Raw genomic sequence first — 24573 nt, 5'->3', positions numbered from 1 at the left:
CATTCACAGCACACCCGGGGCACCGCCGCCCTGCTAGACGAGAACGACATACCTGCTGGTTCCCACCCGAACCCCCCACGCACTCTCGACAGACCAATGTGAGAGGGGTCACCCTGTCATTCATCCACGCGGGGAGGCATGGATGGGCAGGAGCCGCAGAACAATTCCGGAGGAGCTTCTGCTGCTCGCCTTGGACCCGGCCACGGGCACCACGGCGCAGCCGCAGTCGCTCGACCTCGGTCTTGCCGGGGCGCAGCTAGTGGAGCTGGCTCTGGCAGGACGGATAGCCCCTGACGGGGATCGTATCGCCGTGGTGCTGCCACGGCCGACTGGAGATCCGACACTGGACTCCGCGCTTGAGTTGCTGCGTCGTCGTGGCAGCCCGGTGCGGGCGGTCCACTGGATCGGCGGGCCCCGGCTGGGGCTGCGTCAGACCTACCTCACACATCTGGAGCGGTGCGGCATGGTGCATGCCGTGGCGGGCCAGATGTGCGGAGTTCTGCCGACGACTCGCTATCAGGCGACCGACACGGCCATCAGCCGGGAGATCAGGACCCGGCTGGACAGCGCGATCCGCACCGGCGTGCCGCCGGACCCGCGGACCGCGGCACTCGCCGCCCTGGCCCACGCGGTCGGGCTCGGCAAGCACCTCTACCCCGGGAACGAGGGGCGTTCCTCGCGCTCCCGGCTCCGGGACCTGATCCGGCATGACCCGATGGGCGGGCTCGTGGCGCACGCCGTGATGGACGTGCAGAACGGTGTCGCGGCTCAGCCGAGGCGCGCGCCGGCCACGGCGCGACAGCCGGCGGTGCGTGCCACGGCCGGAGTTCCGGCCCAGCCGTCCCGCCGCGGGAGCATGGCCCGCGTGGGGGCCCGTTAGCACGCCGTCCCCAGGGCGTCGCGGGTCGTCGGCACGGCCATCGGCACGGCAGTACCAGCAGTTCGAAGCAATCGGCAGTAATCCGCTCCACCGCGACCCGACCGCGACACAGTCGCCACCGACCCGGTACGGGAGCCGCTGTCAGCGCGCGGGGTGGTGGACCGGCCGCCCCGGACGACGGCCGATCCACCGCCCCGCGCGCACGCGTGCGTACGGTGCCCGCTTTCGTACGTCCTGCTTCGTTACGGCCGTCAGCAACGCACCCGGCGAACACTCTGTGGGGCCGTTTCCCAGCGCGCTCACGACCGTTGGTGGCAGGCTGCTGACCAGCAGAAGGCAGCAGTACGAAGCCGGAGGTGCACGTCCCGTGACGTCCAATGTCGGCCCCACCGTCAGGCGACGCCGGTTGGGTCAAGAACTGCGCAGGCTCCGCCAGGAGAAGGGCATGACGGCGGAAGAGGTCGCCGAGGAGCTGATGGTCTCCCAATCGAAAATCAGCAGACTGGAGAACGGCCGTCGCAGCATCAGTCAGCGCGATGTGCGCGACCTGTGCCGGGTCTACAAGGTCGAGGACAAACACCTCGTCGATTCCCTGATGCAAATGGCCAAGGAGTCGCGCCAGCAAGGCTGGTGGAATGCGTTCGGCGAGGTTCCGTACAGCGTCTACATCGGATTCGAGAACGACGCGGCATCACTGCGGATCTATGAACCACAGGGATTGCCCGGTCTGCTGCAGACCCCGCGATACGCGGAGGCGGCCGTCACCGGCGTGCTGCCGGAAGCCGCTCAGGAACAGATCTCCCAGCGCGTTCAGGTGCGGCTCAAGCGGCAGGAGCGGATCAGCGACCCGCTCAATCCGCTGCGGCTGTGGGCGGTCGTCGACGAGGCGGCGCTGCGGCGCGTGGTCGGCAGCCCGCGCATCATGGCCGAACAACTGGAGCACCTGGTCCAGATGAGCCACGAGCCGCATGTGACCGTGCAGGTGCTGCCCTACGACGTGGGCGCGCACCCGGGAATGAGCGGCCAGTTCGCCATTCTGGAGTTCTCCGACGAGTCCGACACCAGCGTGGTCTACCTCGAAGGCGTCACCAGCGACCTGTACCTGGAGAAGCTCACCGACGTGCAGAGCTACAGCATGATGTACGAGCACCTGCGCGCCCAGGCGTTGAACGTGGAGCAGAGCCGCCGGTTCGTCCTGGAGGCGGCGCGCCAGCACCTGGAAGCCCGGTAAAACCGATCCATAACGTGCCGAACTGCCGAGGGGGGCCGGAGAGTACACCTCCGCGCCTGCCACACGGAAGAGGCCGATGGAATATGCCATCCGGTCGAGTGACTATCCCATTCTCCATCCGAGGCCGCCGAGTAGTGTCGATCACGCCTCCTTAACCGAGGCGGAACACCATCAACGAAACACCTCGAACGCATCGGAGTTGACGTGGCTATTCAGCGTGGAAAGCAGAGCATGTGGACCAAGTCCTCTTACTCGACCACCGGCGCGTGCGTGGAAGTGGCCTCTCCCACCGCGGTTGAGATCGCCGTGCGCGACTCCAAGAACCCGCAGGGGCCGGCGCTCGGCTTCGCCCCCGAGGCGTGGTCCGCATTCGTGACGGACGTCAACCGTGGGGCTTTCGACATCGATTGATACCCGCTGTCGTCTCCCTAGCGACAACCGCGCAGAGCCCTCTCGACCGGCCGCCGTCCCTGCCGAGGGGGCTCATTGCTGCGCTCTTCCGCCCCGCCGGTGGGGTGGGTGCCGAGTTCCGCATTTCCCACCCCACCCCGGCCGGAATTCCCCTCCCTCGGATCGGCGGCCGTTCGCGCCTCGATCCTTCGCCCCCCGCTCCGCCGCTCGGCCTCCGGCGCCCACATCCCGGACGATGTCGTTGCATGGTGAATCCTTCGCCGTAGGCTGCGGCCATCCGAGCCGCGAAGGAGCACCATGCGCACCGCCGTTCCCGATCTCGCCGCCCGCGCCACCTCGGTCGCCGGTTCCCCGGTACGTGACATCCTCGCCCTCACCGCACGCCCCGAGGTGATCTCCTTCGCCGGTGGGCTGCCGGCCCCGGAGCTCTTCGACGCGGACGGCATCGCCGACGCCTTCCGCCATGTCCTCGCGGCCGGCCCGCGCGAGGCCTTGCAGTACTCCACGACCGAGGGCGACCCCGGCCTACGGGCCGTCACCGCCGCCCGGTTGACCTCCCGCGGCCTGCCCACCGGGGCGGACGACCTCCTTGTCACCACCGGCTCGCAGCAGGCCCTGACACTGCTGGCGGCGGCCCTGTTGGAGCCCGGCGACACCGTGCTGGTGGAGAGCCCGACCTACCTCGCCGCGCTCCAGTGCTTCGGCTTCGCCGGCGCGCGCGTCATCCCGGTGCCCTGTGACGAGCAGGGCCTCGACCCGTGGGCGTTGGAGGACCTGACCGCGCGGGAGCGACCGAAGCTGCTCTACACCATCCCCACGTTCCAGAACCCCACCGGGCGCACCCTCCCCGCCGAGCGGCGCCGCGCGGTCGCCGAGGTGGCCCTGCGGCGGGGGCTGTGGCTGGTCGAGGACGACCCGTACGGCGAACTGCGCTTCGCCGGCGCACCGGTGCCCTGGATCGCCGCGGACCCGCGGGTCGCCGACCGCGCGGTGCTGCTCGGCAGCTATTCCAAGATCATGGCTCCCGGGCTGCGGCTCGGCTGGCTGCGGGCCCCCGAAACCCTGCGCCGCGCCTGCGTCGTCGCCAAGCAGGCCGCGGACCTGCACACCTCGACGGTGGACCAACGGGCCGCGGCGCGCTATCTGACCGTCGCCGATCTGGACGCCCACCTCGAACGGGTCCGCGGCGCCTACCGCGAGCGTCGGGACGCGCTGCTCGCCGGGCTGCCCGACGCCCTGCCGGAGGGTTCGCGGTGGAACGAGCCGGAAGGCGGCATGTTCGTCTGGGCCTCGCTGCCGCGCGGGTACGACGCCACGGAGCTGCTGCGCACGGCGGTACGGCACGACGTCGCCTACGTCCCGGGCGCGCCGTTCTTCCCCACCGAGCCGGACCCGGCGGCGCTGCGCCTGTCGTTCGTCACGCACACCCCGGAGGAGATCTCGGAGGGGCTGACCCGCCTGGCGGCGGCGCTGCGCGTCTGAGCCGCGACATCGGGGTGTGGCCTCCCTCGAAGGGCGGCTTCGGGAGGGGCTGAGAGGCACCCCGGGAGAGAGACACGAAGGGGCTTACTCAAGGGCAAAACGGGATCATTCCGCGCTATCCTGCCGCTCGCCACCGCCTCGCCTTCCGGTGACCGGGAGGCGAGGCTCCCCTGTCGGCGGGTCACGGGATGCCGGCGGCCCGCGCGGACCGCCCCGTGTCGCCCCCTGGAGGGTGGAGTCCCCGTGAAAGCCCTCCCGCGCCGCCGCCCCACCCTCTGGGCGGTGGTCTTCTGCCTGCTGTCCTTCACGGGCCTGTGGCTGGCGCAACGGGCCGCGCAGGTCTCGATGGTCGACCTGATGGTCTACCGCGCGGAGGGCTGGGCGGTGCGGACCGGCGCGGACCTGTACGACCTGCGGGCCACCCGCTATGAGCTGCCCACCACCTATCCGCCCTTCGCGGCCCTGCTGTTCACCCCGCTGAGCCTGCCGGCGGTCGGTGTCGTGAAGGTGCTGGCGACGGCGGTCAACCTCGCCCTGGTGGCCGTCCTGGCCCAGTTGTCGCTGCGGCTGGTCGGCGACCGCCTCCCGGTGCCGCGGCCGGCGGCCGCGCTGCTGGTGGCCGCCGTCGCGGTGTGGTGCGAGCCGGTGTGGTCCACCCTGCGGTACGGCCAGATCAATCTCCTGATCGCGGTGCTGGTGCTGTGGGACCTCACCGGGCGGCCCGGCCATCGCTGGGCCGGCGTGGGCATCGGGATCGCGACCGGGATCAAGCTCACCCCGGCGCTGTTCGTGGTGTTCCTGGCGCTGGCGGGGCTCGCGGCGCGTCGGGGGCGCCGGACATGGGGCCGACGGCACGGGGAACCGCGCCTCTCGAGGTCACCGCGGCCCCGGGAGGAGCTGCCACGGGAGGAGCTACGGCACGCGCGACCCGCCGGGCGGGAGGAGCTACGACGGGCGGGGGTGGCGACGGCCGCCTTCGCCGCCACCGTGGCGCTGGCGGGCCTGGTGCTGCCGCGCGACTCGCGACGCTTCTGGACCGACGTGGTGCTCTCCGCGGACCGGCCGGGCGACGTCGAGGAGGCCGGCAACCAGAACCTCCGCGGCGTTCTGGCCCGCGCCCTGCACACCGTCGACCCGGGCCTGTGGTGGCTCCTCGCCGCCGCCCTCGTCGGCTGCGCGGGCATGGCCGTCGCGGTCGGTGCCCACCGCGCGGGCGAGCGGTTGCCGTACGGCCCGGCCTGGTCCGCACTGGCGTGCGCGATCACCGCGCTGCTGGTCAGCCCGGTCTCCTGGTCGCACCACTGGGTGTGGGCGGTGCCCGTGACCCTGCTGCTATGCGCGGAGGCGCGCCGCCGACGCACCGCGCGGTGGGTCGGCGGGGCCGCGCTGACCGGGCTGCTCCTCTGCTCGTACGCGATCTGGTACCCGCCGCACGTCGTGCCCCGCCACGTCGAACTGCGTCTCGACGCGGGCCAGGTGCTGCTGACCGCGGCCTACCCCCTGCTGGGGGTCGCCTTCCTCGCCGTGGCCGGCTGTCTGACCGTACGGGCCCTGCGCACCCCGTCGGACGCGAGTGTCGCGCCGCGCGGGCTGTACGGGCCGCGCGGACCGCGCGCCCGCGCGGAGGGCGTGTCGCGCCGGCGGCCGTCCTACGCCCGCGGGTAGCGGGCCAGCCAGGCGGGCGCGGAGGACGCCGGGCCGTGCAGGGACGGCCCCTGGGTCATCTCCATGGCGAAGTCGTCCGCCAGTTGCAGCACCGTGGCACGCCCCTCCACCTCCGCCACCCACGCCGGCGGCAGCGCCGTGTCGCCGTGCAGCGCGCCCAGCAGGTTGCCGCAGATGGAGCCGGTGGAGTCGCTGTCGCCGCCGTGGTTGACGGCCAACAGCAACCCGTGGCGCACGTCTTCGGCGACCAGCGCGCAGTACACCCCCATGGCCAGGGCTTCTTCGGCGACCCAGCCCTCGCCGAGGGACTCGACCCGCTCGGCGGTCGGCAGCCCCTGCCGCACGGCGCCCAGCGCGTGCTTGAGGGCGTCCGTGGTCTCCTCGTGGTCGGGCCGTGTGGCCAGGTGGACCAGGGCGCGCTGGATGGAGCCGTCGAGGGTCTCGCCGCGGGCCAGGCCGTGCACGATCAGGGCGAAGGCGCCGGCCGACAGATAGCCGGTGGGGTGGCCGTGGGTCTGGGCCGCGCACTCGATCGCGAGTTGGAAGACGAGTTGCGGCTCCCACCCCACCAGCAGCCCGAAGGGCGCCGAGCGCATGACCGCGCCACACCCCTTGGAGTCCGGGTTCTTGGGCCGCTCCAGGGTGCCCATGGTCTCGTCGGCCAGCCCCGTCAGACAGGCCCGTCCGGGGGCCCGCTGCGCGTACAGCCACTCCTCTCGGGCGAGCCAGCCGTCGTCGTCCTTCCGCTCGTCCGGGCCCCAGTCGCGCTGGGTGGCGTACCAGCGGCGGTGGGCGGCGTGGATGTCGGTGGGCGGGTGCCAGGCGCCGGTGTCGCGCCGCACCTGGGCGCGGATCAGACCGTCGACGGTGAAGAGGGACATCTGCGTGTCGTCGGTGACGGTGCCCCGCCTGCCGTAGGCCGGGACGAAGTCGGTGACGCCCGGGGAGCCGTGCCGGCGCCGGATCTCGGCGAGCGAGTCGAACTCGATGCCCGCGCCCAGCGCGTCGCCGATCGCGCCGCCGAGCAGACAGCCGCGCACCCGGCTGCGGAAGTCCTGTTGTTCGGCCCGGCCCCACGCGGCCGCGGCCGCGCCGACGGAAGCGTTCACGGCCCTGCCCCTTTCGTAGCTTTCCGTAGCTTGTCTTCGGCTTTCTGTAGGCATACGTACGGACCCGAACTCGTTCTGCACTGTAATAGACCGCGAACGATCCCTTACCGTCTGGCTCGAAATGTGAAAGACGTCATCGCGGCAGGCTGTGACGGACCGTCCCATTCCGCTGAAGTCGCCGCAATCGCCACGTAGCCTGACCCCATGGCACACGAAATCGCGGTGGCCGACGGGGGCCGAGTACGAGAACTGTCGGCGGTTTTGGCCAGGGCGTTTCACGAAGACCCGGTCATGGCATGGATATTTCCGGATTCCGCCGGGCGGCGTCGCGCCCTCCCCCGGCTCTTCTCCGTGATGCTGCGCTTTCAGCACTTGCGTCACGGAGCGAGTGAATTCATCACCCCCGAGGGCGGCGGCCGGATCGTCGGAGGCACGCTGTGGGACCCGCCCGGTCAGTGGAAGCAGCCCTTCTGGCGGGAGCTGCTGGCGCTGCCGCCCTACGTCTGGGCCTCGCGGACCGGCACCCCGCGAGCCATCACCGTCGTGAACGCCATGGCGGCCGCGCACCCCGCCGAGCCGCACTGGTACCTGTCCATCATCGGTACCGACCCCGACCCGCGGTTCCGCGGCACGGGCGGCGGCACCGCGCTGCTGCGCTCCCGACTCGACCGGTGCGACCGCGCGGACCAGCCCGCCTACCTGGAGTCGACCAACCTGGCCAACGTCCCCTACTACGAGCGTTTTGGCTTCACGGTGGTGCGGGAGATCACCGTTCCGAAGGGCGGCCCGGTGGTCGCCGCGATGTGGCGCAAGCCGGGTGCGTGAGGGCGGTCGCCGGCCGTGACTACTCCATGCGCCGGTAGGTCGGGCAGTCTCCGGTGGTCGACTCACCACCGCACATCCGGAGCGTGTCCTGGTCCACGACCTCGATCGTCACATCGTGCGCCTGGTAGAAGCAGCTTCCGCCGCCCCCGGAGAGGGACACCGAGAGGACCCGCCCCTCGTACCGGCTCCCCTCGCCGGTGACGACGGCCTCCGCCGGATCCGTGTCCGGGCCGGAATTCTGCTCGCAGCCCGAGGGATCGGTACCAAAGGTCTCGACCGTCGTCCAGGTCACGTGGTAGCCACCGCCGTCGGCCGGCGCGACGAAGAGCTGGAAGCCACCCGTCTCGTCCTCGTAGTCGCCGGCGAGCGAGGGCTCCTGGCCGGATGTCGTGGGCGGGGGTGGCGCGGAGGTCTGCGTGTCCTGGCCACCGCCGGCGTCCGGACCGTCACCGCCACCCCCGCCACCCCCGCCACCCCCGCCGCCCCCGGCGCCCAAAGCGACCCCGGCGGCCACTGCCGCCGTGGCGGCGGCCGTCCCCACGAACAGCCCTACCGTGGCGGCGGTCGACAGGCCGCCGGACGGAGGCGTCTCGGCGGCCCGTGGGGCGGCGGCCAGGCGAGCGTCGCTCCAGCCTGCCGGAGCGCCCTGGACCCCCTCCTCCCTCGCGTCGCGGCGCCTCTCGCGGCCCTCGGCCGAGGACGCGGTGACGGCGGTCTTGACGAACAACAGCAGGGTGATCAGCCCCGCGACGATCCTGGCCTGCCACCTCCACAGGGAGAACAGCCAGCCGTATCTCTGCCTGAGCTCCTCGGACGCCGTCTCCAGGCGCTCCTTGAAGTCCGTCAGGCGGGCGGCCGTCGTCCGCGGCAGGGAGGGATCGTCGGCCTGGCATCGGCCCAACACCTCGCTGCCGAACGCGTAGTCGTGCAGACACCGGTGACGCCGGTTCCCCAGCGAGACGAGTGTCCCGAGCCCGAACACGTCGACCACCAGATAGCCGACCGACTGCCGCGCGGTCGCCCAGCCCAGCCCGGCCGGGGTGCGCGCCGGAGCGGCCCCGTCCAGGCGGCGCACCGTCAGGCCCCGCATGGCCTTCCCCACGGTCTGGCCGGTCAGCCACACCTCGGTCGCGAGGAGGCTGATGAACGCCAGCGCGAAGATCAACAGGAAGATCGCGAGGAACCCGAGCGTTCCCCAGCCCGTGCCCCACACCAGCCCTCCGGCCGCGATCACCCCCGGCACCAGCACCGCCATGAGGACGAACAGCACATCGGCGGCGAAGGCCGCCAGCCGTACGGAGTGGGGGGTCACCCGCAGCGCGTCCGCGCCCGGATCCCGCGGGATCGCCATACCGATCACCTCCCGCACCTCCACCATGGCACGGGTCGGTGATCGGCGCAGGCTCAGTCCTCCAGCACGGGGAGCAGCTCCGGCAGGTGTCCGTCCGAGGCCAGCGCCGCCCGCTGCCGCTCCTCCGGGACCTCGCCGTAGGTGGTGGTCCGGGGCCGGGCCGGACGGCCGGCGGCGTCGGCGATGGCGACCAGGTCGCGGATGGAGCGGTAGGAGCCGTAGGAGGAGCCCGCCATACGGGAGATGGTCTCCTCCATGAGCGTGCCGCCCAGGTCGTTGGCTCCGGACCGAAGCATCTCGGCTGCGCCCTCGGTGCCCAACTTCACCCAGCTGGTCTGGATGTTGGTGATGTGCGGGTGGAGCAGCAGGCGGGCCATGGCGGTGACCGCGCGGTTGTCGCGGACGGTGGGGCCGGGGCGGGCGATCCCGGCGAGGTAGACCGGGGCGTTGGTGTGGATGAACGGGAGCGTCACGAACTCCGTGAAGCCGCCCGTCTCCTGCTGGATCTCCGCCAGCAGCCGCAGATGTGACAGCCAGTGGCGCGGCTGGTCCACATGGCCGTACATCATCGTCGAGGAGGAGCGAAGGCCGAGTCGGTGGGCGGTCTTGACGACCTCCACCCAGGTGGCGGTCGGCAGCTTGCCCTTGGTGAGGATCCAGCGCACCTCGTCGTCGAGGATCTCGGCGGCGGTTCCGGGGATGGAGTCCAGGCCCGCCTCCTTCGCCGCGGTCAACCACTCCCGGATGGACAGCCCGGTGCGGCTGGCGCCGTTGACGACCTCCATGGGCGAGAAGGCGTGCACATGCATGCCGGGCACCCGCTCCTTGACCGCGCGGGCGATGTCGAAGTAGGCGGTCCCGGGCAGGTCGGGGTGGATGCCGCCCTGCATGCAGACCTCCACCGCGCCCACCTCCCACGCCTGCTCCGCGCGGTCCGCGACCTGGGACAGCGACAGGGTGTAGGCGTCGGCGTCGGTCCGGCGCTGAGCGAAGGCGCAGAACCGGCAGCCGGTGTAGCAGACGTTGGTGAAGTTGATGTTGCGGGTGACGATGTACGTCACCTCGTCGCCGACGACCGCCCGGCGCAGGTCGTCCGCGATCCGGCACAGGGCGTCCAGCGCCGGGCCGTCCGCGTGCAGCAGCGCCAGCGCCTCCGGGTCGGTGAGCTTGGTGGGGTCGTCGGCGGCCACCGACAGGGCCGCGCGGACGTCCGCGTCGATGCGCTGCGGCACCATGCCCGGCGCCGCCGCCTCGCGCAGCGCCTCCCAGTCGCCGTAGACCTCGTCGAAGTCGTCCCGGCGGTCGGAGGTTCGGCCCTCGGTGTCGATGGTGCGGTGCAGCTCGGTGCGGCCGGAGGCGGTGAACGCCTCCTCAGGCTCCTGCCAGGGCCGGCCCTCCACCACGGCGTCCTCGCGTGCCAGCCCGCTCTCCGGGTCGGCCAGCGCGCGGACGTGCGGCAGCAGCCGCGGGTCCAGCCAGGGCTCGCCGCGCTGGACGAACTCCGGGTAGACACAGAGACGCTCGCGCAGTGCGAAGCCGGCGGCGGCCGACCGCGCGGCGAGTTCCTCGATCTGCGGCCAGGGGCGCTCGGGGTTGACGTGGTCCGGGGTGAGCGGGGAGACGCCGCCCCAGTCGTCGATGCCCGCGCGGATGAGCCGGACGTACTCGGCGTCCACCAGGTTCGGCGGCGCCTGGAGGCAGCCGGAGGGGCCCATGATGTGCCGGGCGACGGCGACGGTGGCGACCAGTTCGTCCAGCTCGGCGTCGGGCATGCCGCGCATCGCCGTGTCCGGCTTGGCGCGGAAGTTCTGCAGGATCAGCTCCTGGATGCCGTGGTACGCGCGGGCGACGCGGCGCAGTGCGAACAGCGACTCCGCCCGCTCCTCGTAGGTCTCCCCGATCCCGATCAGCAGCCCGCTGGTGAACGGGACGGAGCTGCGGCCGGCGTCCTCCAGGACGCGCAGTCGAACGGCCGGCTCCTTGTCCGGGGAGCCGTGGTGCGGCCCGCCGGGCTCACTCCACAGCCGCGTCGCGGTGGTCTCCAGCATCATGCCCATCGAGGGGGCGACCGGCTTGAGCCGCTGGAAGTCGGTCCAGGACATCACGCCGGGGTTCAGGTGCGGCAGCAGCCCGGTCTCCTCCAGGATGCGGATGGAGATCGCGCGGACGTAGGCGATGGTGTCGTCGTACCCCGCGGCCTCCAGCCATTCGCGCGCCTCGGGCCAGCGGTCCTCCGGCTTGTCGCCCAGGGTGATGAGCGCTTCCTTGCAGCCCAGTTCGGCCCCGCGGCGGGCGATGGCCAGCACCTCGTCCGGGGACATGAACATGCCGTGCCCCGCGCGACGCAGCTTTCCGGGCACGGTGGCGAAGGTGCAGTAGTGGCACTTGTCGCGGCACAGCCGGGTGAGCGGGATGAAGACGCTCTTGGAGTACGTGATGACGCCGGGTCGGCCCGCGGCCTCCAGGCCCGCGTCCCGCACCCGCGCGGCGGAGGCGCACAGGTCCTCCAGGTCCGCACCGCGCGCCTGGAGCAGCACCGCCGCCTCGGCGACGTCCAGCGCGACCCCGTCACGGGCGCGCTTGAGCGCGCGTCGCATGGCGTTGGCGGTGGGGGCGGGCGACGGCGTTCCCTGCGCGCTGGTGGTCATCCCCCGAGCATACGAGCGAGCGGCGACAACTCCCGGGTCGCCGTGCGGCGGATGGTGTGGGGCTGGTCACGGCCTGTTTCACCCGGTCGGGGGAAGTCCGCCGCCGACTTCTGTCCCGCGTGCCCCGTCCACCCGGACGAACTCGCCACCGGACCGCCGGCGCGCTCCCTCACAGAAACTGCGCGTAGGCGTCCAGCGTCCGCAGTACCTCCCCCTCCTCGCCCGGCGGAAGCTGGACGACCACCTCCGCGATCCCCAGATCGCGGTAGTGCGCGAGCTTTCCCGCCGAGGGCAGCACGCCGTAGGGGACCACCGTGAGCGCCGCCGGGTCGCGCCCCGCCTCCTCCCACGCCCGGCGCAGCACGGGGAGGTTCTGGGTCAGCCCGCGGCCGCCGGTGGGCAGCCAGCCGTCGGCGTAGCGGGCGATGTGAGCGAAGAGCGTGGGGCCCGCGCCGCCGCCGAGGAGGGTGCGCGGGCCGGTCAGCGGGTCTCCCGCGGGCCGGTCGCGGCCGGGTTTGGGGTGGGCGTGGCTGGCCCGCACCGAGCCGAACTCTCCCTCGTACGCCGTGGGCTCCGGCGACCACAGCGCCCGCATCAGCGCCATCCGGTCGGCGACCAGGCGGCGCCGGGCGGACCAGTCCACACCGTGGTCGGCCGCCTCCTCCCGGTTCCAGCCGAAGCCGACGCCGAGGGTGAGACGGCCGTCGCTGAGGAAGTCGAGGGTGGCGACCCGCTTGGCGAGGGCGATCGGGTCGTGCTGGGCGACCAGGGTGACACCGGTGGCCAGCGCCAGCCGCTCGGTGACGGCGGCGGCCTGGGCGAGGGCGGTGAACGGGTCGAGCATCCGGCCGTACTCGCTCGGCGCGGGCTCGCCGGTGGCCGGTGCGCGGGAGGTCCGGGCGACCGGGATGTGCGTGTGCTCGGGGAGGTAGAGGCCGGCGAAGCCCCGCTGTTCCAGCTCTCGGGCGAGCCGGACGGGCCGAATGGTCCGGTCCGTGAGGAAGATGGTGGTGGCGATACGCAAGGTGGACATGGCGCGTGGCACCTCCCGCGTCGGCGGTGGGACGGCGGCTCTGGTCGCGGGCATGTTCCCGCACCGTCATCGAGTTATCCACAGGCGTTTCGCTTCGCGTCGCACCGGCGTACAACGGTGTCGTGGGGCACTTCCGACTCTCGGCTGATCCGATATCTGTGGGGGGCACCGGATGCGAAGGCGAGACGTACTGAGACTGTCGGCCCTCGCGGGCGCGACGGGCGGGCTGACGCTCGATCCCGTGACGTTCGCGCATGCGCGGGATCCCGGCGGCGCGGGTGAGGGGCCGGGCGCCGAGCGGGACGGCGGGCGCGATGCCGGGCGGGAGCGGAAGCGCACCGTCCGGGGCCATCTGCCCACCGGCGCTCCCGACTTCGTCTATCTGCCGGTCGAAGTGCCCGCCGGGGTGCGCGAGATCGCCGTTTCGTACACGTACGACAAGCCGTCCGTCCCCCCGGGCACCCAGGGGAACGCGTGCGATATCGGCATCTTCGACGAGCGGGGTGTCGAGCTGGGCGGGCGCGGCTTCCGTGGCTGGTCGGGCGGGGCGCGCTCGGAGTTCGCCATCAGCGCGGAGCGGGCGACCCCCGGCTATCTGCCCGGCCCGGTGCGCCAGGGCACCTGGCATGTTGTCCTGGGTCCGTACACGGTGGCGCCGCAGGGCCTGGACTACGAGGTGACGGTGGAGCTGCGGTTCGGGCCGCCCGGCGAGACCCCGGCGCCGGGATATCCGCCGCCGCGGGCCGGGGGTCGCGGCCGGGCCTGGTACCGGGGCGACTGCCATCTGCACACGGTGTACTCCGACGGGCGGCGCACCCCCGCCGAGGTGGCGGCCGCCGCCCGCGCCGCCGGGCTGGACTTCATCGCCACCACCGAGCACAACACCCATGCGGGGCATCGCGCCTGGGACGGCCTGTGGGGCGACGACCTGCTGATCCTCGCCGGGGAGGAGGTCACCACGCGCAACGGACACGTGCTCGCCCTCGGCCTCGACCCCGGCACCTTCATCGACTGGCGCTACCGCGCCCGGGACAACGCCTTCGGGCGCTACGCCCGTGCGATCCGACGGGCGGGCGGCCTGGTCGTCCCGGCGCACCCGCACGGCACCTGCGTCGGCTGCAACTGGAAGTTCGGCTTCAACGAGGCGGACGCGGTGGAGGTCTGGAACGGCGTGTTCGGGCCGGACGACGAGGCGAGCATCGCGGAGTGGGACAACACCCTGGTGGCGGCCGTCCGGGGGGCCGGGCGCTGGCTCCCGGCGATGGGCGACAGCGACGCGCACCGCGAGCCGCAGCCCGTGGGCTCACCGCAGACCGTGGTGCTCGCGGACGAGCTCTCGCGCGACGCCATCCAGGACGGGATTCGAGCGGGGCGCAGTTGGCTGGCCGAGTCCTCCGCGGTCGATCTGCGCTTCTCGGCGGCGGGCGGCCGGGGAAGGCACGCGGGCATCGGCGGCCGGCTGCGGGTCGCCCCCAAGGATCCGGTGACGGTGCGGCTGGAGGTCTCCGGGGCCGGGCCGGGCTGTTCGGCGCGGTTCATCACCGATCAGGGCCCGCTGTACACGACGGCGCTGCCCGAGTCCGGGTCGGGCACGGTGGAGTGGCGGACGACGGCCTCGTACGCGGCGTACGTCCGGGCCGAGATACGCCGCGCCCCGGCGGACGGCGGCGCCTCCGGGCTGCCGGGGCCGATGGTCGCCATGACCAATCCGGTCTTCCTCGGCGAGGACTGAGCGGAGGGCTGAGCTACCGCCGTCCGGCCGGGGGTCGGGGCGTCGGGTCCGCGCCGACCGGCCGGGGTGCCGGAGGCCGAGCTACCGCCACCCGGTCGAGGCGCCGGAGGGCTGAGCTACCGCCCGGCCGAGGCGCCGGGGGCTGGGCCGCCGCGGCCGGCTCGGGGGCTGGGCCGCCGCGGCCGGCTCGGGGCTGAGTGGCCCCGAGCCGGCCCGGGGCCCGGAGGGGGACTGAGCTCCCCCGGGGACCTCCCGGAGGAACTCAGCCGGCGAGGGCCGCACCCCGGGGACCTCCCGGGACACCGGCCCTCGGGTCTAGTCGGCGACGACCAGCGCCGGGGTGCTGCGGGTGAGCACCTCACCGCGGAAGAAGGCGGGGCTGCGGCGCTGCATCACCATCATGATCGCGACACCGACCAGCAGCAGCCCCACGCCGATGACGAAGACGCTGCCGACGCCGAAGACGGAGCTGCCGGTGCCGTAGGCGGGGTCCCACATGTCGTACAGCGTCTTGCCGAAGACGGCGGCCAGCAGCAGTCCGCCGAGGACCGGGAAGACGCCCTTGAACAGCGCCGCGCGGACGGAGGAGCGCAGCTCGCGGCGGAAGTACCAGGCACAGGCGAAGGCGGTGATCGCGTAGTAGAAGCAGATCATGAGGCCCAGTGCGTAGATCGTGTCGATCAGCACGTTCTCGCTCAGGAAGGTCATCACGGCGTAGAAGACACCGGTGGCGACGCCCGCGGCGATGGTGGCCAGACCAGGGGACTTGAAGCGGGGGTGGACCTTGGCGAAGGCCGGCGGCAGCGCCTGGTAGCTGCTCATGGCCAGCACGGTGCGGGCGACCGGGATGAAGGTGGTCTGGAGGCTGGCGGCGGCCGAGGCCAGCACGGCGACGAAGAGCAGCACGCCCAGTGCGGTGCCCATGACCGGGTCGGCCAGCGCGGCGAAGACGTTGTCGGAGGTGTCGGGGTTGCCGAGGCCCAGGCCCTTCTCGCCGACGCCGGAGAACATCTGGGCGGCGACCGCGGTCAGCAGGTAGGAGCCGACCAGCACCACCATGGCGAGCAGCGCGGCCCGACCGGGGGTCTTCTCGCTGCCGGCGGTCTCCTCGTTGACCGTCAGGCAGGCGTCCCAGCCCCAGAACATGAAGATCGACAGAGAGAGGCCGGCGGTGAAGGCGGCGAAGGACTGGACGGCGAAGGGGTTCACCCAGGTCCAGGAGAAGTCGATGGAGCCGGGGAGGTCGCCCGAGCGGGCCTTGCCGATCGCCATCGCGACGAAGACGGCCAGCACCAGGAGTTGGAGGCCGACCAGGGCGTACTGCACACCCTTGGTGGCGGTCATCCCCCGGTAGCTGATCGCGGTGGCGACGCCGATGAAGGCGAGGCAGGTGAGGACGTGGACGGGCTTGCTGTCGTCCAGGGCGGCGATCGATCCGCTGCCGGTGAGCTCGCCGAGCAGCAGGTAGAAGAAGGAGGTGGCGACGCCGGCGAGGTTGGAGAGCACGATGATGGTGGCGATCACCAGGCCCCAGCCGCACATCCAGCCGATGCGGGGGCCGAATGCCTTCACCGTCCAGGTGAAGGACGTGCCGCAGTCGGGGACCGCCTTGTTCAGCTCGCGGTAGGCGAAGGCCACCAGCAGCATCGGCAGAAAGCCGGCCAGGAAGACGGCGGGCATCTGGAGGCCCACCTCGCCGACCGTGGGGCCGAGCGTCGAGGTCAGGCAGTAGACGGGGGCGACGGTGGAGATGCCGATGACGGCGTTTCCCAGCAGCCCTACGGAGTTGCCGCTGAGCCCCTTGGCCCGCACGCCCTCCGCACCGCGTACGCGGGCGGCCGCACCGTCCCCGGCGGCCCCGACCCGCCCGGCCTCCGCGCCGCACCGACCGACTCCGGGTACCGCGCCTCCGGCCTGAGGCCGCGCTTCCACATGAACCATGAACAGGACGTTAAATGCTGCGGTTTCCTCATCCGGAATACTTGATTCCCCCAAGGATTCCTTTAATCAAGGGGCGGAAAACGAACTTCGATCAGGAGATGCAAAGGGAAATCCCTCCTCCGACCGATATTCAGAAGGGATCACTCGACACTTCCGTCATACGAAAACCGCAGCGGTGTCCGATTTACCCCCTGGAAAATTTTCCCGCGGCCGTCTCATCCCTTGGTACGGACGCTCCGCGTGTCCCGTCCGGAGCGCAGCACCCGCCCGGGCACCGCACCCGTCGCCACCTCGTCTCGGACGGTCTCCACCCCACCCACGCGCACGCTCACCACGCCCCGGGGACGCGAGTCCAGCCGGGGGCTGTCGCCGGGCAGGTCGCGCACCAGCGTCGCGGGTCCCGCACCGATCCGTTCCGGATCGAAGAGCACCAGGTCCGCGTGGTGGCCCGGGACGACCCGGCCGCGCTCGCGGAGCCCGAACAGCCGCGCGGGGTCGTCGGTCAGCATCCGCACCGCCCGCTCCAGGCCCACCAGCCGCCGGCCGCGCAGGCAGTCCCCCAGGAACCGGGTGGTGTACGGGGCGCCGCACATCCGGTCCAGGTGCGCCCCGGCGTCCGAGCCGCCCAGCAGCACGTCCGGGTGTTCCCAGGTGCGCCGCCGCAGCTCCCAGCTGGCCGGGTCGTTGTCGGCGGGCATCGGCCACAGCACGGTGCGCAGTTCGTCCGCGGCGCAGATCTCCACCAGGCAGTGGAAGGGGTCCTGCCCGCGCTCGGCCGCGACCTCGCCCACCACGCGCCCGGTCAGGCCCGCGTTGGCCGGTGCGTAGGTGTCGCCGACGACGTACCGGTCGAAGTGGGCCAGCCGTCGGAAGACGCCCGCCTCCGGGCTCGCGGCGCGCCGCAGCAGCTCGGCGCGGACCCGCGCGTCCCGCAGCCGCTCGATGCGCCGCGGCACCGGCAGGGCGAGCACCTCGCCCCACCCCGGGATCAGGTTGAGGGCGCAGAAGCTGCCCAGCGACATGTTCATCGGGGTGAGGATGGGCATGGTCAGCGCCACGATCCGACCGCCCGCGCGGCGGGCCGCCGCGCTGGGCTCCAGCTGCCGCGGGACCCGCTCGGGCGCGGCCGCGTCGATGGTGAGCACGTTCCAGTTCAGCGGGCGGCCCGCGGCGGCGGTCATCGCCACCAGCAGCTCGATCTCCGGGTCCGCGAACCGGTCCAGGCAGCCCGCCACGATCGCCTCGATCTGGGTCCCCTCGTGCTCCCCCACGGCCCGGGCCAGCGCGACGAGCTCCTCCGGCCGGGCGTGCCAGGAGGCGACCGGCCGCCCGTCCCCGTCGGTGTGAGTGCCCGACTGCGTGGTGGACAGCCCCCAGGCACCGGCGTCCATGGCCTCGTGCAGCAGCCGGAGCATCCGCTCCAACTGCGCCTCGGTGGGCTGCCCGCCCACCGCGTCGGCCCCCATCACATGGCGTCGCAGCGCGCAGTGCCCCACCATGAAGCCGGCGTTGACGGCGATCCGCCCCTCCAGGGCGTCCAGGTACTCCCCGAAGGTGTGCCAGTTCCACGGCGCCCCCTCTTCCAGGGCCACCAGCGACATCCCCTCGACCTTGCTCATCATCCGCCGGGTGTAGTCGGCGTCCTCGGGTCGGTCGGGGTGGAGCGGGGCGAGCGTGAAGCCGCAGTTGCCGCCGACGACGCTGGTCACCCCGTGCCCCATCGACGGGGTGGCGTACGGGTCCCAGAACAGTTGCGCGTCGTAGTGCGTGTGCGGGTCGACGAACCCGGGGGTCAGCACCAGCCCGGTGGCGTCCTCGACGCTCCGCGTCGGTTCGTCCGCCTCCCCGGCCGCCGCGACGACCGCGACCCGCCCGTCGCGCAGCCCGACGTCGGCCACCCGCGCGGGCGCCCCGGTGCCGTCCACGAGGGTCGCTCCGCGGATGAGGTGGTCGAGCATGTTCGGCTCCCTTCACGGCGATGGGGCGCGGGTGGGTGCGCGGTCGGGCCGCGACGGCGGGCCGGACGGGCGCGGGTCGCCCGTGCCGGGCCGGATCAGCTGGTCCGGCCGGCTCGGCCGGCTCGGCCGGGCGTCCGTCAGCCGGCGGCCCGGCGGAAGCGGGTGGTGCGGTGCACGGGATCGGTGTCGATCTTGGGGATGACGTGTTCGCCGATGAGGCGGATGGTGTTCAGGGTGTCCTGGTACGGAATGCCCACCGGCAGCCCGAAGGCGAGCTGGTCGGCACCGGCCTGCTCCCACCGCTTGCACTGCCGGAAGACCTCGTCGGGGTCGCCGCAGATCATCAGCTCCTCGGCGATGAGCAGCTCGATGATCTCCTCGGTGTACTCCGGGAGCAGCTGCGGCCACTCGGGGATGCCCTCGGGCCGGGGGAAGGTGTCGTGGTAGCGGAAGAGCAGCGACTGGAGGTAGTGCAGTCCGCCCGCTGCCGCCACCCGCACCGCCTCCTGGTGGGTCTCCGCGCAGACGGCGGTCGAGGTCACCATGACGTTGTCGTTGACGAAGCCGCCGACCGGCCGGGCGCGGGCGATCGCGGTCTTGTACGCCTCCAGGACCCACTCCATGTCGGAGACCTTCTGCACGCTGAAGCCGAGCACCCCGAGCCCCTTGCCGGCCGCCATGGCGTACGAGGACGGGGAGCCGGCGGCGTACCACATGGCCGGGTGCGCCGGGCCGTACGGCTTGGGCAGCACCCGGCGGGGCGGCAGCGACCAGTACCGACCCGAGAACCCCTGGTACTCCTCCTGGAGCCACATCCTGGGGAACTCGGCGATGGTCTCCTCCCAGATCTCCTTGGTGCGGTCCATGTCGGTGATGCCCGGCAGGAAGCCGAGGATCTCGTGGCTGCCGGCGCCGCGCCCGGTGCCGAACTCGAAGCGCCCGCCCGAGAGGTGGTCCAGCATGGCGGCCTTCTCGGCGACCTTGGCCGGGTGGTTGACCTGCGGCAGCGGGTTGAAGATCCCGGAGCCGAGGTGGATGCGATCGGTGGCGTGGGCGAGATAGCCGAGGAAGACGTCGTTGGCGGACAGATGGGAGTACTCGTCGAGGAAGTGGTGCTCACTGGCCCAGGCGTACTTGAAGCCGGACCGGTCGGCCTGGATGACGTACTCGCTCTCCTCAAGCAGCACATGGTGCTCGGCTTCGGGGTCGTCCCGGCGCCGACTCCTGGGGACGTACCCCTGGACAAAGATCCCGAACTCCACGGAGGTTCACCGCCTCGGTCCGCCGAACCACTCGGCCTGACGCAGACACCCCTCGATCTGACGCTGCGTCAGATATCAGATGTCGACCGACTCTGGCACCGGCCCCGGCAGAGGTCAAGACGGCGTACGGGAGGAGGAGGCGGCGTGGTCCACCCCGGCGTCCGTGGCCGTCCCGGCCTCCGTGGCCACCCCGGCGCCCGCGGCCACCCCGGCGCCCGTGACCGCCCCGGCGCCCGCGGTCTCCCCGGGGTCCGTGGCCACCCCGGGCCCCGGCGGCCGCTCCGGCGTCACGGGCTCCTCCAGGGGGCGCAGCAGGAGCCAGCCGAGCGCGGGCAGCGCGATCAGCGGCGCGAGGGCGGCCTGGAGCGAGACGGCGTCGGCGGCGGCGCCGACGAGCGGGCTGGCGAGACCGCCGACGCTCACGGTCAGACCGAGGGTGACGCCGCTGGCGGTCCCCATCCGCCGGGGCAGATAGTCCTGGCCCAGGGTGACGTGGAGGGAGAAGGGCACGTACAGCCCGGCGGAGGTGAGGGCGACGAACAGATAGAGCGGCGGGCCGGGCACGAAGACGACGCCGGCCACGGCGAGGACGGTCAGGGCGTAGGACCAGCGCACGACGGGCAGGCGGCCGAAGCGGGTGGCGAGCCGCCCGCCGGCCACCGTGCCGACCGCGCCCCCGAGGTAGAGGACGAACAGGGCCACGGTTCCGGAGACCTCCCCGCCTCCGGTGCGCTGCCGCACGTACAGCGACACGAACGCGCCCAGGCCGACGAAGACGATCGAGCGGCACACCACGGCGCCGGACAGCCGGGCGAAGGAGGCCCAGTCGTCCCGACCGGCGGCATCCTCCGTGCCCGGCGCGCGAACGGCCGGCGACGCCACGGCGGTCGGGGCGAGTCGGCGCAGCGCGACCACGCACAGCGCCGTGCCGGCGAGGGCGGGGAGGAGAAGCAGTGGGGAGGCGCGCAGGCCGCCGGTGGCGACGACGGCGGAGACCAGCAGCGGCGCCACGGCGAAGCCGAGGTTGCCACCGAGGGAGAACCAGCTCATCGCGGTGTGGCTACCCCGGCCGGCCACCCGCGCCACCCGGGCCGCCTCCGGGTGGTAGGCGGCGACGCCGATCCCGGACACCGCCACGGCCAGCAGGGTGAGGGCGTAGGAGTCGCCGACGCCGGCGAGCGCGACGCCGGAACCGCCGACGAGGACGGCGACCGGCAGCAGCCACGGCATGGGCCATCGATCGGTGAGCACCCCGAACAGCGGCTGCACCACGGACGAGAGCAGCGAGGCCGCCAGCACGATGCCGGACGCGGCGGCGTAGCCGTAGGCCCGCTCGGCGACGAAGTAGGGCACCAGCGCGGCCACCGCGCCCTGGTAGACGTCCACGCAGGCGTGGCCCAGGGACAGCAGCCCGATGGGCCCGAAGCGCGGGGAGGTGCGAGCGCCCCACCACGGGCGCCGCCGCGCCGCCGGTCGCGCGGCCCGGCGGTCGTTCCGCCGCCGGAGCCGCCAGGAGGACGTACCGGAGCGCGCACGGAGGGACGCACCAAGGGACACACGACGGGACGTACGAGAGGACGTGGGGAACTCGGGGATCGGCTCTCGGGAGGTCTGATTCGTCGACACCCGGCCATCGTCGCCACGCCGCACCCTGGCGCGCTTTCGATAAAGTGCCAAAGTATGCCGGTTATCCGCCACACCCCCGAGGCGCCCACCAGCACCCGGACGCTCGCCCCGGGCGAGAGCATCGACGCGCACCGCCACGACGACCACCAGATCATCTACGCCGGCTCCGGCGTCCTGGCCGTCACCACCGACGCGGGCACCTGGTTCGCCCCCGGCACCCGCGCCATCTGGGTGCCCGCCGGCTGCGCGCACGCCCACCGCGCCTACGGCCACCTCGACCTGCGTCTGCTCGGCCTGCCCGCCGACACCAACCCGCTCGGGCTGGAGGCCCCCACCGTCCTCACCGTCAGCCCGCTGCTGCGCGAGCTGATCCTCGCCTACACGCGCGACCCCCACGACGACACTCCCGAGCGGGGGCGGCTGCGCGCGGTCCTCCTCGACCAACTGCGCGCCTCACCACAGCAGCCCGTCCAGCTGCCCGCCCCCGCCGATCCCCGGCTGGCGGCGGTCTGCGAGCTGCTGCACCGCGACCCCGCCGATCCGCGCACGCTGGCGGGGCTGGGCGCCGCCACCGGCACCGGAGAGCGGACCCTGAGCCGTCTCTTCCGCCGGGACCTGGGCATGACGTTCCCGCAGTGGCGCACCCAGCTGCGCCTCTACCACGCCCTGCGTCTGCTCGCCGACGACGTGCCGGTGACCACCGTCGCCCATCGCTGCGGCTGGTCCTCCGCCAGCGCCTTCATCGACGTCTTCCACCGCGCGTTCGGCTACACCCCCGGCACCCACAACCGCCGCCACGGGCCACACGGGCACGGGCCACACGGACCACACGGGAGTGACCACGACGCTCCGGTCGTCCGACTTCGCCGCTGACGCACGTAGGCTGCCCGAACCGACCTTTCGTCACGATTGGGGTTATCCGTGACTTCTCGCCTCAACCCGTACATCAGCTTCTCCGGCGACGCGAAGCAGGCCATGGAGTTCTACCAGGAGGTCTTCGGCGGGGGCCTGGCCGTCAACACCTACGACGCCTTCGGCGCCGAGGCACCCCCCGGATACGCCGACAGGATCATGCACGCCATGTTGGAGACCGCCAGCGGCTTCACGCTGATGGGCGCCGACAGTCCGCCCGGTGCGGAGCACCGCCCCGGGAACAACATCTCGGTGAGCCTGAGCGGCGACGACGCGGCGGAACTGCGTGGCTACTGGGACAAGCTGTCCGATGGCGGCACCGTGTCCGTCCCCCTGGAGAAGCAGATGTGGGGCGACGTGTTCGGCATGTGCACGGACCGATTCGGCATCACGTGGATGGTCAACATCAGCGGACAGCACGGCTGATCCGACGCCCGCGCGCCGACGACCCCCACGGGTCGCCGACGGGTCTCCCACGGTTCTCCGGGGGGTCTCCGACGGGCTTCCGGCGGGTCTCCGGCGGGTCGACGATCGGCCGCCGGACCAGGCCCTACACGACCGAGGCCCCGGCCAGCCAGCCGCCGTCGACGACGAAGGGCTGTCCGGTGATGTAGGAGGAGTCGGCACAGGAGAGGAAGAGGGCGAGGGAGGCGATCTCGCGCGGCTGCCCGATCCGGGCGAGCGGCACCAGCTTGCGGTAGAGCTCGTCCACCGCGCGGGCCGTCTCGGCCGGGTCGGCGTCCGGGTCCAGCAGCGCGGGGTTGGTCATCGGCGTGTCGACGGCCCCCGGGCACATCGCGTTGACCCGGATCCCCCGCCCCGCCAGCTCTATCGCGGCCACCCGCGTCATCGCCACCACGGCGCCCTTGCTCGCCGCGTAGGCCGTGAGCAACGCCATGCCGGAGAGGGCGACGTACGAGGCGGTGTTGACGATCGTTCCGCCGCCGGCCGCGGCCAGCTCGGGCACGACGGCCCGCATCCCCAGGAAGGTGCCGGTCTGGTTGACCCGCACCACCGCCTCGAACTCGGCCAGCGGGGTCTCGGCCAGCTCGTTGAAGCGCAGGATCCCGGCGTTGTTGACCAGCCCGTCGACCTTCCCGAAGGCGTGCTTGGCGAAGGCCACGGCCGCCTCCCAGTCACCCTCCTCCGCCACGTCCAGATGGACGTAGCGCGCCGACTTCTCCCCCAGCTCCTTGGCGAGCGCCTCGCCCTGCCCGTCCAGCACGTCCGTCAGCACCACCCGCGCGCCCTCGGCGACGAACAACCGCGCCTCCTGCTCGCCCTGCCCGCGCGCCGCACCGGTGACGATCACCACGCGCCCGTCCAGCTTGCCCATACCGGCCTCCCGTCGTCGAGGTGCGGCTAGCCCGTCGAGGTGCGGCGGCTAGTCGTTGAGGTGTGGTGCGACCGTCGCGGCGAACGCGGCCATCTGGTCGGTCAGTTCGTGGACGTTCCGGCTGCGGAAGCGCACCTGGATCTGGTCCACGCCGAGCGCGGCGTACCCGCGCAGCGAGTCGGCGATCCGCTCCCCGCCGCCGCACAGCGTCCGCCGTCCGACGCGCCAGGTGGGTTCGCCGATGTAGCAGGGCTCGGTGATGGCCCCGATCTCGGCGGGCTCGGCACAGTCCGGATCGTGCTCGGCGGCCCGCTCCCGCAGCGCCCGCAGCCGCACGATCCGCCCGGCCAGCAGGTCGCGCGGGTCGCCCTGCGGCAGCCAGCCGTCGCCGCGTGCGGCCGCCCGGCGCACGGCGGCCGGGGAGGACCCGCCGACCCACACCGGCGGCCTGGGCCGCTGCGCGGGCCGCGGCGCCTGCCCCAGCCCGTCGAAGGCGAAGCGCTCCCCGGCGAACTCCGGGAACTCCTCCGGCCCGAGCGCCGCCTTGAGCGCGTCGATCGTCTCGTCCAGCAGCGCGCCACGGGCGTGGAAGTCCACCCCGAGGGCCGCGAACTCCTCCGCCACGTGCCCGGCGCCCACCCCCAGGATCAGCCGTCCACCCGAGAGGTGGTCCAGCGTCGCGTACTGCTTGGCGGTCAGCAGCGGGTGGCGCAGCGCCGCGACGGCGACATGGCTGAGCAGCCGCACCCGGGTGGTGGCCGCCGCGAGATACGCGAGGGTGGCCACCGGGTCGTACCAGACCGTGCCCATCGCGGCCGCCAGCCGCCGCGGGATGGCCACGTGGTCGCAGCAGCCGATGTAGGCGAAGCCCAGTCGGTCCGCCGCCCGCGCCACCGCCACCAGCTCGGCCGGCCCCGCCTCGGCCTCCCAGCCCTCCGCGTACAGGGTGCTCTGCGACTGGACGGGCAGCTGCATGCCGTAGCTCAGTCGCCCCTTCGGAAGGACCCGCATGCCGCCTCCCCGCGCCGTCCCGGCCGGACCACCGCCATCGTGATACCTGACGCGCCATCAGACAAGGGGGGTCGAGGAGGCCGACGCGCGGGGAACCGTGTCAGTCCCCCGTGCTGTCCTTGACGCGAGTGACCCCGATACGGAGAGGGCAGAGCACCCC

19 protein-coding genes are annotated in these 24573 nt (G+C 72.7%); 9 read left to right on the top strand and 10 right to left on the bottom strand.

Features of this window, described 5'->3' with window-relative positions; translation table 11 throughout:
• The first annotated feature begins 142 nt into the window (after positions 1-142).
• The 5 genes from CD790_RS01540 (at position 143) to CD790_RS01520 (ending at position 5669) form a co-directional block, all read left to right on the top strand.
• Positions 143-880, top strand: a complete 738-nt coding sequence (locus CD790_RS01540; RefSeq protein ID WP_144381134.1) for a GPP34 family phosphoprotein — start codon at positions 143-145, stop codon at positions 878-880.
• Positions 881-1247: 367 nt separating this feature from the next.
• Positions 1248-2111, top strand: a complete 864-nt coding sequence (locus CD790_RS01535; protein ID WP_144381133.1) for a helix-turn-helix transcriptional regulator — start codon at positions 1248-1250, stop codon at positions 2109-2111.
• Between the two features lie 204 nt (positions 2112-2315).
• Positions 2316-2522 carry a DUF397 domain-containing protein gene (locus CD790_RS01530; RefSeq protein ID WP_144381132.1) on the top strand — a complete coding sequence of 69 codons (207 nt, stop codon included), beginning with the start codon at positions 2316-2318 and terminating at the stop codon, positions 2520-2522.
• Positions 2523-2819: 297 nt separating this feature from the next.
• The gene (locus CD790_RS01525) at positions 2820-4004 is read left to right on the top strand and encodes a PLP-dependent aminotransferase family protein (protein ID WP_144381131.1); all 1185 of its coding nucleotides are present in this window, start codon (positions 2820-2822) and stop codon (positions 4002-4004) included.
• Between the two features lie 243 nt (positions 4005-4247).
• Positions 4248-5669 (top strand): glycosyltransferase 87 family protein, encoded by a 1422-nt coding sequence (locus tag CD790_RS01520; protein ID WP_260867266.1) that lies wholly within the window; start codon positions 4248-4250, stop codon positions 5667-5669.
• On the opposite strand, the gene CD790_RS01515 is transcribed toward CD790_RS01520, so the two are convergent.
• Complete coding sequence (locus CD790_RS01515) at positions 5654-6778, bottom strand: ADP-ribosylglycohydrolase family protein (protein ID WP_260867265.1); 1125 nt, start codon at positions 6776-6778, stop codon at positions 5654-5656. The genes CD790_RS01520 and CD790_RS01515 overlap by 16 nt on opposite strands.
• A 204-nt stretch (positions 6779-6982) precedes the next feature.
• Between CD790_RS01515 and CD790_RS01510 the strand changes: the two genes are divergently transcribed.
• A complete protein-coding gene (locus tag CD790_RS01510) occupies positions 6983-7603 on the top strand; it encodes an N-acetyltransferase (RefSeq protein WP_144381129.1) in 621 nt (206 codons plus the stop codon).
• Between the two features lie 19 nt (positions 7604-7622).
• On the opposite strand, the gene CD790_RS01505 is transcribed toward CD790_RS01510, so the two are convergent.
• The 3 genes from CD790_RS01505 to CD790_RS01495 all read right to left on the bottom strand — a co-directional run bounded on the left by CD790_RS01505 (position 7623) and on the right by CD790_RS01495 (position 12626).
• Positions 7623-8954: an RDD family protein gene (locus tag CD790_RS01505; RefSeq protein ID WP_186318825.1), complete on the bottom strand. Its 1332-nt coding sequence runs from the start codon at positions 8952-8954 to the stop codon at positions 7623-7625.
• 53 nt (positions 8955-9007) lie between these two features.
• Positions 9008-11602 (bottom strand): bifunctional FO biosynthesis protein CofGH, encoded by a 2595-nt coding sequence (locus CD790_RS01500; protein ID WP_144381127.1) that lies wholly within the window; start codon positions 11600-11602, stop codon positions 9008-9010.
• A gap of 169 nt (positions 11603-11771) precedes the next feature.
• Positions 11772-12626 carry a TIGR03619 family F420-dependent LLM class oxidoreductase gene (locus tag CD790_RS01495; RefSeq protein ID WP_144381839.1) on the bottom strand — a complete coding sequence of 285 codons (855 nt, stop codon included), beginning with the start codon at positions 12624-12626 and terminating at the stop codon, positions 11772-11774.
• Between the two features lie 181 nt (positions 12627-12807).
• Between CD790_RS01495 and CD790_RS01490 the strand changes: the two genes are divergently transcribed.
• Positions 12808-14367, top strand: coding sequence for a CehA/McbA family metallohydrolase (locus CD790_RS01490; RefSeq protein WP_144381126.1), 1560 nt, complete (start codon positions 12808-12810; stop codon positions 14365-14367).
• Between the two features lie 315 nt (positions 14368-14682).
• Here the strand turns inward: CD790_RS01490 and CD790_RS01485 are convergent, their stop codons facing one another.
• From CD790_RS01485 to CD790_RS01470, 4 genes are all read right to left on the bottom strand, one after another.
• On the bottom strand, positions 14683-16308 hold the full coding sequence (locus tag CD790_RS01485) for an APC family permease (RefSeq protein ID WP_144381125.1): 1626 nt from the start codon (positions 16306-16308) through the stop codon (positions 14683-14685).
• Between the two features lie 215 nt (positions 16309-16523).
• Positions 16524-18266, bottom strand: coding sequence for an amidohydrolase family protein (locus tag CD790_RS01480; RefSeq protein ID WP_144381124.1), 1743 nt, complete (start codon positions 18264-18266; stop codon positions 16524-16526).
• Positions 18267-18403: 137 nt separating this feature from the next.
• On the bottom strand, positions 18404-19528 hold the full coding sequence (locus CD790_RS01475; RefSeq protein ID WP_144381123.1) for an LLM class flavin-dependent oxidoreductase: 1125 nt from the start codon (positions 19526-19528) through the stop codon (positions 18404-18406).
• A gap of 114 nt (positions 19529-19642) precedes the next feature.
• Positions 19643-20944, bottom strand: coding sequence for an MFS transporter (locus tag CD790_RS01470; RefSeq protein ID WP_144381838.1), 1302 nt, complete (start codon positions 20942-20944; stop codon positions 19643-19645).
• A 264-nt stretch (positions 20945-21208) separates the two neighbouring features.
• Here CD790_RS01470 and CD790_RS01465 point away from each other — a divergent pair, with 264 nt between their 5' ends.
• Both CD790_RS01465 and CD790_RS01460 read left to right on the top strand, forming a co-directional pair.
• Positions 21209-22027 carry a helix-turn-helix transcriptional regulator gene (locus CD790_RS01465; protein ID WP_144381122.1) on the top strand — a complete coding sequence of 273 codons (819 nt, stop codon included), beginning with the start codon at positions 21209-21211 and terminating at the stop codon, positions 22025-22027.
• Positions 22028-22075: 48 nt separating this feature from the next.
• A complete protein-coding gene (locus CD790_RS01460; RefSeq protein WP_144381121.1) occupies positions 22076-22492 on the top strand; it encodes a VOC family protein in 417 nt (138 codons plus the stop codon).
• A 124-nt stretch (positions 22493-22616) separates the two neighbouring features.
• On the opposite strand, the gene CD790_RS01455 is transcribed toward CD790_RS01460, so the two are convergent.
• Positions 22617-23402 (bottom strand): SDR family NAD(P)-dependent oxidoreductase, encoded by a 786-nt coding sequence (locus CD790_RS01455; protein ID WP_144381120.1) that lies wholly within the window; start codon positions 23400-23402, stop codon positions 22617-22619.
• 48 nt (positions 23403-23450) lie between these two features.
• Complete coding sequence (locus CD790_RS01450) at positions 23451-24413, bottom strand: TIGR03619 family F420-dependent LLM class oxidoreductase (protein WP_144381119.1); 963 nt, start codon at positions 24411-24413, stop codon at positions 23451-23453.
• Between the last annotated feature and the right edge of the window lie 160 nt (positions 24414-24573).

It is taken from the genome of Streptomyces sp. SAJ15 (genome assembly GCF_007595705.1).
Taxonomy (GTDB): domain Bacteria; phylum Actinomycetota; class Actinomycetes; order Streptomycetales; family Streptomycetaceae; genus Streptomyces.
This window is presented reverse-complemented; position numbering and strand designations above follow the sequence as displayed.

Coding starts and splice junctions, on each gene's coding strand:
- CD790_RS01480 (WP_144381124.1), bottom strand. CDS start 18,266: ATGCTCGACCACCTCATCCGCGGAGCGACCCTCGTGGACGGCACCGGG.
- CD790_RS01465 (WP_144381122.1), top strand. CDS start 21,209: ATGCCGGTTATCCGCCACACCCCCGAGGCGCCCACCAGCACCCGGACG.
- CD790_RS01450 (WP_144381119.1), bottom strand. CDS start 24,413: ATGCGGGTCCTTCCGAAGGGGCGACTGAGCTACGGCATGCAGCTGCCC.
- CD790_RS01500 (WP_144381127.1), bottom strand. CDS start 11,602: ATGACCACCAGCGCGCAGGGAACGCCGTCGCCCGCCCCCACCGCCAAC.
- CD790_RS01455 (WP_144381120.1), bottom strand. CDS start 23,402: ATGGGCAAGCTGGACGGGCGCGTGGTGATCGTCACCGGTGCGGCGCGC.
- CD790_RS01485 (WP_144381125.1), bottom strand. CDS start 16,308: ATGGTTCATGTGGAAGCGCGGCCTCAGGCCGGAGGCGCGGTACCCGGA.
- CD790_RS01525 (WP_144381131.1), top strand. CDS start 2,820: ATGCGCACCGCCGTTCCCGATCTCGCCGCCCGCGCCACCTCGGTCGCC.
- CD790_RS01490 (WP_144381126.1), top strand. CDS start 12,808: ATGCGAAGGCGAGACGTACTGAGACTGTCGGCCCTCGCGGGCGCGACG.
- CD790_RS01540 (WP_144381134.1), top strand. CDS start 143: ATGGGCAGGAGCCGCAGAACAATTCCGGAGGAGCTTCTGCTGCTCGCC.
- CD790_RS01510 (WP_144381129.1), top strand. CDS start 6,983: ATGGCACACGAAATCGCGGTGGCCGACGGGGGCCGAGTACGAGAACTG.
- CD790_RS01505 (WP_186318825.1), bottom strand. CDS start 8,954: ATGGCGATCCCGCGGGATCCGGGCGCGGACGCGCTGCGGGTGACCCCC.